Consider the following 11100-nt stretch of genomic DNA (forward strand, 5'->3'; position numbering starts at 1 on the left):
CTGGCCGATCCCTTCCGCTTTCCCGTCCGTCCGCCTACCCCGGCTCCGGCGAGTGAGTCCTGCTCGTGGACGCCTCCGGCGGCCCTTGACGGCCAGGTTTCCCGGGCCCGCTCCCCGGGCAGGCGCCCATATCGCACAAGAAGCCCACAGAAGAGGGAAAAACCCATGGCTGCAGATTTCCCGGGCGGCCGCCGCGTCCTGGCGGTCGTCTCCAACTACGGGGTCGAGCAGGACGAGCTGGTCGTCCCCGTCGAGCACCTCCGTGACAAGGGCGCCGAGGTCACCGTCGCCGCGACGCGCCGCGACGCCGTACGCACCCTGGTCGGGGACAAGGATCCCGGCAAGGTCGTGGAGCCGGACACCACCCTCGACGAGGTGGACCCCACCGGTTTCGACCTGCTGCTCATCCCGGGCGGCACGATCAACGCCGACAACCTCCGCCTCCAGGGGAAGGCGATGGACGTCGTGCGCGCGTTCGCCTCGTCGGGGCGTCCGATCGCGGCGATCTGCCACGGCCCGTGGGCGCTCGTGGAGGCGGGCGTCGCGAAGGGGAAGACGGTGACCTCGTACGCCTCGGTGCGGACCGACCTGCTCAACGCGGGCGTCGCGTCCTGGGTCGACGAACCCGTGGTGAGCGACGCCTCCGCGGGGTACCCGCTGGTCACCTCGCGCACACCGGAGGACCTGGACGCATTCCTGGGCGAGGTCGACAAGCTCCTCGTGGGCTCCGCCGGCTCCTGAGCGCCGTCGCGGTCAGGGCTCGATGAGCCCGGCCCGGATCGCGTAGCGCGTGAGTTCCAGTCGGTCGCGCAGGCCGAGCTTCTGCAGGAGGTTGGCGCGGTGGCGCTCGACCGTCTTGACGCTGATGAACAGCAGGCCGGCGATCTCCTGGGACGTGTGGCCCTCGGCGACGAGCTTGAGGATCTCCTCCTCGCGTTCGGTGATGGCGCGGGCGGGCAGGGGCTCGCCCTGGCGGGCACGTTCGAGGTAGGTGCGGATCAGGGTGGTGACGGCGCCGGGGTAGATGAAGGGCTCGTCGCGCACGGCGGCCCTGCAGGCCTCGACCAGGTCGCGGTCGGCGACGGACTTCAGGACGTATCCGCTGGCCCCGGCCTTGAGGGCCTCGAAGAAGTACTGCTCGTTGTCCTACATGGTCAGGATCAGGATGCGCAGGTCCGGGCGGAGCCTGCTCAGTTCCCGCGCGGCCTGCAGGCCGGTCATGCGGGGCATGGCGATGTCCAGGACGGCCAGGTCGACCTGCTCCCCGCGGGCCTTGGCGACGGCCTCGGCGCCGTCACCGGCCTCGGCGACGACGGTCAGGTCGGGTTCGCCGTCGAGGATCAGCCGGACGCCCCGCCGAACCAGCGCGTGGTCGTCGGCGAGGAGGATCCGGGTGCGCGGCGGGGCGGTCATCGCGGGCCGTCCGCCGCCGGAGCGGGTACGTCCAGGCGGACGTCGGTGCCGCCGCCGGGGGCGGCACCGACCGCCAGGCGGGCGCCGATGAGCAGCGCGCGTTCGCGCATGCCGCGCATCCCGGAGCCCTCGGGGACCTCGCCGATGCCTTTGCCGTTGTCCCTGACCAGGAGCTCGGCCCCGCCTCCGGGAACGGCGCCCAGGTGGATCTCCACCCGGTCCGCGCCGGAGTGGCGGGCCGCGTTGGTGACCGCCTCCTGGGCGACCCGGTAGAGCACCAGCTCGGTCTCGTGGCCGAACGGGGGGAGCGCGGGCCCGAAGCGGTCCACGACCGTGAGCCCGGGGGCGGTGAACTCGCCGGCCAGGGCGCGCAGGGCACTGTGCAGGCCGAGTTCCTCCAGGACGCCGGGGCGCAGGCGGCGCGCGATGCGGCGGATCTCGTCGAGTCCGGCGCGGGTGGTCTCCTGCACCTGCCACAGGTCGTCCTGGAGGGGATCGGGGGCCAGGTCGGCGCTGTGTCCCAGTTGCAGCACGACGGCGGTGAGGGTCTGGCCGACCTCGTCGTGGAGTTCCTGGGCGATGCGCTGCCGTTCGTCCTCCTGGGCGGTCAGCACGCGGGCGCTGGTGGTGGCGCGCTCGGACTCCAGGCGGTCGAGCATGGTGTTGAAGGTCGTGATCAGGGCGGCCATCTCCCCCGATCCGGTGACGGCGGGGCGACCCCCAGGACGGAGCAGGTCGGCGGAGTTCATCGCCCGGCTCAGCCGCTGCAGCGGTGCGAGCCCGACCCGGAGCAGCAGGGCGTTGGCGACGAGCATGGCGACCAGTCCCACGCCCAGCACCAGCGCTTCGCCCAGCAGCACGGGGGTGGAGACCGTGACGGGGCCGAGCAGGAGCACCGTGGCGACGACCAGCACCGCGCCGTTCAGCAGGAAGATCCGCCAGTACAGCGACATGGTCCCGCCTTCCTCGGGGGCTTTCCTCCACTGTCCGCCGCCATCGCCGTGCCGTCCTGCGCGTGCCCTGCCGCGCTCCTCGTGCCGTGGGTGGTGGGTACCCGGGTCCCGCTTCCAGCCTGCGCCGGGCCGGGGGCCCGCCGCCATCGGGGCCGGCACCCATTTCCGCGCCCCGGGATTGGGTGCCGGCCCCGATGGTTCCGCGGGCGGGCGCGGGCGACGGTGGAGGGGACAGGGCCCACCCGGCTCCGGGAGGAGGACACCATGCCGTACCGGCACAAGGCCATCGAGGACATCGAGGCCGAGACCCGGCGCACCGACCCCCGCTTCGCCGAGGGGTTGCGCACCGGGCGCCCGTGCGCGCCGCGCGAGTACCGGCGGCGGCTGGGCTGGTTCCTGCTGGCGGTGGCGCTCGCCTGGATCCTCGTCGGCATCGTGCTCCCGCAGGGGTTGCTGATGGCGGCCGGACTGGTCCTGGCCGGAATCGCCGCGGGTGTCCTGGACCCCCGCCACGACACCGTGGGACGGGGGCGCAGGCGGACGTGATCCGGGCGCGGGGCGGACCGGACCGGGGGCCGGACGGGTGGCGGGCGGCTCCGAAGGTTGTTCGCGGGGCCCGCGTGTGGCGCCATCGCGCGCGGCTCCGGCGGGCTATTGTGACGCCGACCAATAAATTGCGCAAATCGTCACATTTTGGGAGCCCTACGTGATCGAAGGCATCGGCAGGCGCCGCTTTCTCGCCGCGGGGGCGGCCGTCGTCGGGGCGGGCGCGACGAGCAGGGCCTGGGCGGGTACACCGCTGGCCGATGTACCACCGGGCGGGATCCTGCGGAGCAAGGCTCGGCTCCCGCGCCCGTACCAGGTACCCCTGCCGGTCCCGCCGGTCCTGGAGCCCATGTTGCGGACCGCGACGACCGACTACTACCAGATGACCCAGCGCGCGGCGAAACTGGAGATCCTCCCGGGACTGCGCACCAACTGCTGGACGTACGACGGCCTCTTCCCCGGGCCCACGGTCGTCTCCCGCTCGGGGCGCCGCACTATCGTCACGCACCGCAACGAACTGCCCCAGCCGACCGTGGTCCACCTGCACGGCGGCCACACGCCCTCCGACAGCGACGGCTACCCGATCGACCTGACGATGCCCGTCGGCAGCAGCATGTCGTACGCCGACGCGATGGAGGGCATGCCGGAGATGCACGGCTCCGCCGGCCAGCTCAGCCACGGCCAGCGCAGCTACACGTATCCGATGCTGCAGCGCGCGGCGACGCTCTGGTACCACGACCACCGCATGGGCTACACCGGCCCGGCGGTGTACCGCGGACTGGCCGGGTTCCACCTCGTGACCGACGACGAGGAGGACCAGCTCGACCTGCCGCGCGGTTCCCGCGACATCCCGCTGCTGCTCGCGGACCGGGCGTTCGCCGAGAACGGGGCGCTGATGTACCCCGCGGTCGACTCCGGCATGCACAAGCCCGGCGTCGTGCACGCACATCACTTCGGCATGATGGGCGACGTCATCCTGGTCAACGGCGCCCCGTGGCCCGTGCACCGGGTCAAGCGGCAGCGCTACCGGCTGCGGTTCCTCAACGGCTGCAACGTACGGGACTTCCGCCTGGAGCTGGACCCTCCGCCGCCGGGCGGCAAGGGCCTGCTGCAGATCGGCAGCGACGGCGGACTGCTGGGCAGCCCGCTGGCCCACGACAGCCTGCGCATCGCCCCCGCCGAACGCTTCGACGTCATCGTGGACTTCGCCCGCTACCGGCCCGGTACCAAGGTGCGCCTGGTCAACCGGTTCGGCAGCGGCAGCACCGCGCAGGTCATGCGTTTCGACGTCTCGCCGTCGTCCCGGAAGCCGCACGACGACACCCACATCCCCAAGCGGCTGTCACGCCGCCCCGCCACCATCCTCGACCCCCGCAAGGCCGTGGCGCACCGGACCTTCGCGTTCCGGCACTCGCGCGACGGCTGGACGATCAACGGCCTGCCGTACAAGCCCGGCCGCTCGCTGGCCGACGTCAAGCTCGGCACGATCGAGATCTGGAAGTTCACCTCGGTGTTCTTCCATTCGGTGCACGTGCACCTGGACGCCTTCCGCGTGCTGTCCCGCAACGGCAAGAAGGCGGGCGCGTTCGACGCGGGCTGGAAGGACACGGTGGCGACGGGCCCGGGCGAGACCGTCGAGGTGGCGGTCCGCTTCACCGACTACGCGGGCAAGTTCATGATCCACTGCCACAACCTCGAGCACGAGGACATGGCGATGATGGCCGACTTCACCACGCGCTGAGGCACGGCGGCCCCGGCCCGGCGGTGTCCTAGGACGCGGCCGGGCCGGACGGCTGTCCGGGGGCGGTACCGCCGGGCGGGGGGCTCTCCCCTCCCGGCGGCCCGGGGGTGCCGGGGACCGGGCTCTGCGGAACGGGGCCCGTGCCGGGCGGCGGGGACTGCGGGGCGGTCCCGCCCTGTTCCCCCGTCGGTGCGGAGGGGCCCGTCGAACCGCCGCCCTCCTCCGGGGCGGCCGGTGAGCCACCCTGCGGCGACCCGGACGGGCCGCCGGAAGGCGCGTTCTGCGGGGGTGTGGTCCGCGTGTCGCCGGATGCCTTGCCGTCGCCGCTCTCGCGGGTGAACCACTCGCCGGTACCCGGGTCGCGGACCACGAACCTCTTCACCCGCTCGGTCGCCGGGGCCACCACCACCGTCCTCGACGGCTGGTAACCGGGCCACGCCCGGCCGACGGTCCTGGCGCCGTCCCTCTGTTCGACCGGCCCGGTCAGCGGATTGCCGCAGGCGCAGCGCACCCGGGGCATCCCCCGGTCGTCCACCAGGACCGCGGTCCCGGCCTGCAGCACCGACTGGAAGGCGGTGGGCCGGCGGTCGCGGTAGCCGTGGTTGGTGACCCGCGTGTCCGCGCGGAGCTGAAGCGGGGTCAGGCCGCGCAGGTACGCCGGGACGCCCGCGGGCGCGAGGCCCAGCACCGAGGCGAACGCCCTGCTCTTCGACGGGTCCGACGACAGGGCGCTGATCTGCTTCTCCACGTCGCAGCTGGCGGCGTCGCGCGTGCCGCCGTACAGACCGGGCATGCCGCCGCTGTAGACCTGCCGTACGGTGCCCCCCGTCGTCGAGGGGGTCGGCAGCGCCGGTGTCGCCGAGGGCGCGGCGGTCTCCTCGGCCGTCGACCCCGTGAACGGGTTCGGTCCCGCGCTGCCCGCCGTCTGCAGGAACAGCTCGCCCTGCTTCCCGCCCGAGACGCCGCCGGGCCGGGTGAACACCACGGCCAGCGCCACCGCCGCCACCACCACCGCGGTGATCGCGGCCACCTTGGGCACCGAGCGCCACCAGGGCCGTTCGTGTCCTCCGCCGTCCCCGCCGCCTTCTCCCCCGCCCCCTCCGCCGCCGTCGTCCGGTGGTCCACCCGGTGGCGGGGGCGGTCCGCCCACGACGACCGTCGGCGTCCGGCGCCGCCGTCCGGGCGAGTCCCGGTCCTGGCCGGACGGCCTCGCCTCGTCGGTCCCGTCCGGTCCGGACAGCGGGCCCGAGGGCGGGCCCTCGGGGCGGGCGAGCGAGGGCGGTAGAACGCTCACAGGGCTTTCCTCCACTCGTCCCGGGCCGGTACCCCGGCCGGACGCGTCGCCGGTCGCTTCAGAAGCCCCACCTGTTGACCATTGTGTGCGTCCCCCTCGCAGTCCCCGCAAGCCGACGCCCGCCGGGGACGGCGCGTCCGGACGCGCCCCGGGACGGGCCCTTGCGAGGGGTGCGCCGCCGCGTCTTCGGGGGGACCATGGAATCGCGTCGGCACGGGCGAGAGGGGACGGCGGACCGACCGGCCGGAACGGCAGGCGGAAGAGGCGCCCACCATGAGCGACACGGATCGGTACACGACCGGCCCGGAGCGGCTGGACGGGGTCTCGACGAGCCCGAGCGGGCTGATGGACCTCCTGGGTGTGGCCGCGGTGCTCCTGGAGGGCGACGGCCGGGTGGACATGTGGAGCCCGCAGGCCGAGGCGCTGTTCGGCTACACCGCGGAGGAGGCGGTCGGCCAGTACGCCGCCCACCTGCTGGTCCACGACACGCACCGCAAGCTCGTCATCGGGCTGTTCTCCGAGATCATGAAGACCGGCGAGAGCTGGGCGGGGTCCTTCCCGGTGCGCCGCAAGGACGGCAGCCGGCGGCTGGTGGAGTTCCGCAACATGCGGCTGATGGACAGCCTCGGCGACTACTACATCCTCGGGCTCGCCACCGACCAGTCCACCATGCGCGAGGTGGAGCAGGAGGTCGCCCTGTCCACGCGGCTGATCTCGCAGTCGCCGATCGGCATCGCCGTGCTGGACACCGACTTGCGGTACCTCAGCCTCAACCCCGCGCTCGCGCGGTTCCACGGCACCTCGGTCCAGGACCACCTGGGGCGCCCGTTCCGCAGCGTCCTCCCGGGCCCCGACTACCAGGCGGTGGAGGCGGAGATGCGGCAGGTGCTGGCGTCGGGGGTACCGATGGTCGACCGCTACACCGTCGGCCGTACCCCGTCCGACCCGCGCAGCGAGCACGCCTGGGCGGTGTCCCTCTACCGGCTGGAGGACCACCGCGGGCACGTGCTGGGCCTCGCCGAGGTCGTCGTCGACATCACCGAGCGGCACCGCGCGGCCGCGGAGGCCGACCGGGCCCGGCGGCGGCTGGCGGTGATCGCCGACGGCTCGGCCCGCATCGGCACCGCCCTGGAGGTCGAGCCGACGGTACGGGAACTCGTCGAGGTCGTCGTGCCCGACCTGGCGGACCTGGCGGCGGTCGACATCCTCGACAGCGTCCTGGACCAGCGCGCCCCCGCCGCCCGGCGGGACGCGCCCGTGTTCCGCTCCCTGGCGATCCGGGCCGCCTACGCCACGGAGGCGGCCCGTGCCGTCCCGGCCCCGGGCGAGGTCGTCACGTACCACGCGGACCACCTCTCCGCCCAGTGCGTGCGCACGCTCCGCCCGCACATGATCGCGCACGCGGGCCAGCACGACCTCGAGCGCATCACCCCCGACCCCGAGTCGGCGCGGCTCCTCGCCGACGCCGGTGTGCACTCGTGCATGGCGATCCCGCTCATCGCCCGCGGCGAGGTCCTGGGCGTGCTGGGCATGAGCCGGGCCCGTACGCACGCGTCCTTCGACGAGGACGACCTCACCCTCGCCTGCGAGCTGGCCGCGCGTGCGGCCGTGTGCATCGACAACGCCCGCTGGTACCAGCAGGTGCGCAACACCGCCGAGACCCTGCAGCGCAGCCTCCTCCCGGAGCCGCAGCCGTACCATCCCGGCCTGGAGGTCGCCGCCCGCTACCGGCCCGCGCAGGCCAGGAGCAAGGTGGGCGGCGACTGGTACGACGTCATCCCGCTCGACGACGAGCGGACCGCGCTGGTCGTCGGCGACGTCATGGGCAGCGGCATCGACGCCGCGACGACCATGGGCCGGCTGCGCACCGCCACCTCGACCCTGGCCGAGCTCGACCTGGACCCGGCCACGGTGCTGGGCCACCTCGACAAGATCACGCGCGGCCTCGACCCGTACATCGCGACGTGCGTGTACGCCCTGTACGACGCGCGCACGGCCGAGTGCCACCTGGCGACCGCCGGGCACCTGCCCCCGGTCCTGGTGCACGGCGACGGCTCCCCCGAACTGCTCGACCTGCCGACGGGGACGCCCCTGGGCGTCGGCGGCGTGCCGTTCGAGAGCACGAGCATCACGCTCGCGCCCGGGGACCGTCTCGTGCTGTACACCGACGGGCTCGTGGAGACCCGCGACGACCCGATCGACGAGCGCCTCGAACTGCTCCTGACCCTGCTCGGCACACCGGACGCCTCGGTGGAGGAGACCTGCGACCGGCTCCTGCGGGAGCTGAGGGGCGCCGACGACCACGACGACGTCGCCCTCCTGATCGCCCGCGCCGACCCGCACCGCCGGCCGCGGGGGCGCCTGTGATCAGGTGCCGCCGGGCGGGTGGTGACCGCGTCCCCGGGTGGGCTCGGCACCGGCAGGGTGGAATGCATGGGGTTCGGCCCCGGCGCACGCCCGGGCCGTACTGCCGCACGGAAAGGCGTGAGGGAATGGGACACGGCGGAAACGTGATCGCTGAGCTGCTGGCCGACCACCGCGAGGTCGAGGAGATCTTCGACCGCATGCAGTCGATGTCGACCGGCGACCCGGCGCTGCGGGAGCTGGTGGACGAGGTGACCATCGAGCTGGTGCGGCACTCGGTGGCGGAGGAGCAGTACCTCTACCCTGCCGTCCGCGAGCACGTCGAGGGTGGGGACCGCATCGCGGACAAGGAGATCGCGGACCACGCCAGGATCGAGGAACTGCTGAAGGAGCTGGAGCAGCTGCCACCGAACGACGGCCGGTTCCACCCCCTGCTGATGCGGCTGATGGACGAGGTCACCGCGCACGTCCAGGACGAGGAGGGCACGCTCTTCCCCGGACTCAGCAGCGCCTGCTCCCCCGAGGCCCTCGACGACCTGGGCGACAAGGTGCGCCGCGCCAAGTCCCTCGCCCCCACCCGGCCCCACCCGGCGGCACCGCACACCCCTCCCGCCAACAAGCTCCTCGCCCCGGGCGCGGGCCTCGTCGACCGGGCCCGCGACTTCGTGAGCGGCCGCGGCCGGTCCTGACCCCCGGCCGCAGGGGGGCGGCGCAGGGTCCCCGTTCCTCCGGGGGACCCTGCGCCGGGTCCTCGCCGGGAGCGGGCGTGATGCGGCTCATGTCGCAAAAGCACGGCTTTGCGTACGCTGGGCGCGCCGCGCGCCGGACGGGCGCGGCACCCACGCGCACGGAGGACGGTTCGTTCGGCATGCACAGTGAGTTCTCGTCGGTCATCGCCGCGGCCACCCGGTGGCTGCTGGCCGCCTATCCGGCGAACGGCGGAGCCCTCAGCCGTGCCCTCGCCGAAGCTCAGGCCCGCCAGGCCGCCATGGTCGCCGCCGCCCTGCGCTACCCGACGGCCGTGGACGCCGCCCTGCTCGGACTGCTGCCGCCCGGCGGCGCCGACCGCCTGGACCGGGTCGCCGGCGCCGGGGTCCTCGACGAGGACGCCGGGGACACCGAGGCCGGCTGGCGCACCTGGGTGGACGAGGTCGTCGTGAGCTGGGCGGCCTGCCTGCTCGCCGACCCGGAGCTGGCCGCCTCCGCGGTGACGGCCCTCGCGGCCACCGAACACGGCGCCTCCCTCGCCGGTGACGCCCTCCGGCTCACCCTTCCCGGCGCCCACGACCGCGCGGCTGCCGCCCTCCTGCGCCACCCGGACCTGGTGGCCCCGATAGCGGACCTGCACCGCGCGGAACTGACGGCACTGCTGGAGGCGGCGCCTCTCGACAGCTTCCCGGCGTAGCCACCGGTTCCCGCGGCCCCCGGCCCGACGCCCACGGACCGGGAGCGACATCCGCAGGTGTACGCGGTGTTTGTTCGGGAAAAGGCAGAAGATGCCTATACGTGATGCCGTGACCTGGTTGGCCCGCCGCAGCCGGGACCCGGTGGTCACCTTGACGGCGCGGGCCACCGTCGCCGCGACCATCTCGTATGTGATCGCCGTGCACGTCAGTAGCGAGTCTGCCCCGCTGACGGCGCCGCTCACCGCCCTGCTCGTCGTGCAGGTGACGCTCTACTCCACGCTCACCACCGGCATCCGCCGGGTGAACTCCGTGGTGGTCGGTGTCCTGATCGCCGTCGGGTTCAGCGCGCTGGTCGGCCTGACGTGGTGGAGCCTGGGGCTGATCATCCTCGCGGCGCTGGTCATCGGGCAGTTCGTGCGGGTCGAGGAGTTCGTCAACGAGGTGGCCATCAGCGCGATGCTGGTGCTCGGGGTGAGCCAGTTGACGGAGCAGGCATGGGACCGCGTGCTGGAGACACTCATCGGGGCAGGGGTGGGCCTGCTGCTCAACGTCCTGTTCGCACCGCCCGTGTGGGTGGGGACCGCCGGGGCGTCGATCGAGGACCTCGCCCGCCGTATGCGTCATCTCCTGCTGTGCTGCGCCGAGGAACTGGACTCCCCCGCCGCGGTGGAGCGTGCCGCGGCACGGCTGCACGAGGCGCGGCGACTGGACCAGGACGTCGCCGAGGTCGACACCGCGCTGCGCCGGGCCGAGGACAGCCTGCGGCTCAATCCCCGGGTCAGGGAAGCGCTGTTGTCCCGGGTGGTGCTGAGGACCGGTCTCGACACCCTGGAGATCTGCGTGGTGGTCCTGCGCGTCCTGGCGCGGTCGCTGACGGATCTCGCGAAGCGGCGCGGCGCGGACGAGCCGCTGTTCGACCGCGACGTGGCGGTCGCCCTGGAGGAGCTCTTCGCCCACCTCGGCGGGGCGCTCGTCAGCTTCGCCGTCCTGGTGACCACGCAGGTGAGCAGCAACGCCGAGGAGGCCGAGGGCCGGCTGGCCGCGGAGCTCGCGGCGGCCCGCGCGAGCCGCGAGAAGGCCGCGGACATGCTGCTCGACCGGGTGCGGCAGCATCCGGGGGCCTGGCAACTGCACGGGTCCCTGCTCGCCGAGGTGGACCGCATCCTGGACGAGCTGGCCCTGGAGCACCGTTCCCACCGGCTGATGGAGGAGCTGGACGAGGCCGCCCGGGCGCAGCAGGACCGCTTCGCCGTGCTGGCCAGGCTCCGGCTCGTGGCCCGCGGTGAACGCGTCCGGCGCCGTCGTCACGGGCGGGGCGCGTCCGGCGGGGAGACACGGACCGGTCCGCCGCCCGTGCCCTCGGGCGAGCATCGCGACGGAACC

Annotated in this window: 9 protein-coding genes and 1 pseudogene; 7 read left to right on the forward strand and 3 right to left on the reverse strand. The window is 73.7% G+C overall.

The genetic code is table 11. The features are described 5' to 3' along the window. The first annotated feature begins 165 nt into the window (after positions 1–165). Positions 166–741: a type 1 glutamine amidotransferase domain-containing protein gene (locus ABZ312_RS29225; RefSeq protein WP_500439105.1), complete on the forward strand. Its 576-nt coding sequence runs from the start codon at positions 166–168 to the stop codon at positions 739–741. Between the two features lie 12 nt (positions 742–753). On the opposite strand, the pseudogene ABZ312_RS29230 reads toward ABZ312_RS29225, so the two are convergent. Continuing rightward, positions 754–1413: pseudogene (locus ABZ312_RS29230) on the reverse strand (response regulator). Then, on the reverse strand, positions 1410–2366 hold the full coding sequence (locus tag ABZ312_RS29235) for a HAMP domain-containing sensor histidine kinase (RefSeq protein ID WP_500439106.1): 957 nt from the start codon (positions 2364–2366) through the stop codon (positions 1410–1412). Before ABZ312_RS29235 ends, ABZ312_RS29230 begins: the two are co-directional and overlap by 4 nt. A gap of 264 nt (positions 2367–2630) precedes the next feature. On the opposite strand from ABZ312_RS29235, the gene ABZ312_RS29240 reads away from it, so the two are divergent. Together ABZ312_RS29240 and ABZ312_RS29245 are read left to right on the forward strand one after the other, a co-directional pair. Continuing rightward, on the forward strand, positions 2631–2912 hold the full coding sequence (locus ABZ312_RS29240) for a DUF3040 domain-containing protein (protein WP_500359926.1): 282 nt from the start codon (positions 2631–2633) through the stop codon (positions 2910–2912). Between the two features lie 160 nt (positions 2913–3072). Continuing rightward, on the forward strand, positions 3073–4653 hold the full coding sequence (locus tag ABZ312_RS29245) for a multicopper oxidase family protein (protein ID WP_500328870.1): 1581 nt from the start codon (positions 3073–3075) through the stop codon (positions 4651–4653). Positions 4654–4681: 28 nt separating this feature from the next. Here ABZ312_RS29245 and ABZ312_RS29250 read toward each other — a convergent pair whose 3' ends face one another. Beyond that, a complete protein-coding gene (locus ABZ312_RS29250; RefSeq protein ID WP_500439107.1) occupies positions 4682–5947 on the reverse strand; it encodes a DUF6777 domain-containing protein in 1266 nt (421 codons plus the stop codon). A 273-nt stretch (positions 5948–6220) separates the two neighbouring features. Here ABZ312_RS29250 and ABZ312_RS29255 point away from each other — a divergent pair, with 273 nt between their 5' ends. From ABZ312_RS29255 to ABZ312_RS29270, 4 genes are all read left to right on the forward strand, one after another. Continuing rightward, positions 6221–8314, forward strand: a complete 2094-nt coding sequence (locus tag ABZ312_RS29255) for a SpoIIE family protein phosphatase (protein ID WP_500328872.1) — start codon at positions 6221–6223, stop codon at positions 8312–8314. A gap of 125 nt (positions 8315–8439) precedes the next feature. Then, positions 8440–9000, forward strand: a complete 561-nt coding sequence (locus tag ABZ312_RS29260) for a hemerythrin domain-containing protein (RefSeq protein ID WP_499509207.1) — start codon at positions 8440–8442, stop codon at positions 8998–9000. A gap of 179 nt (positions 9001–9179) precedes the next feature. Beyond that, entirely contained in the window at positions 9180–9716 is a 537-nt protein-coding gene (locus tag ABZ312_RS29265) for a hypothetical protein (protein WP_500328874.1), read from the forward strand. A 91-nt stretch (positions 9717–9807) separates the two neighbouring features. Then, positions 9808–11100 (forward strand): FUSC family protein (locus ABZ312_RS29270; protein ID WP_500439108.1); only part of this gene is annotated, 1293 nt, incomplete at its 3' end.

Origin of the sequence: Streptomyces sp. NPDC006207 (genome assembly GCF_040613835.1) — a bacterium.
Lineage (GTDB): Bacteria > Actinomycetota > Actinomycetes > Streptomycetales > Streptomycetaceae > Actinacidiphila.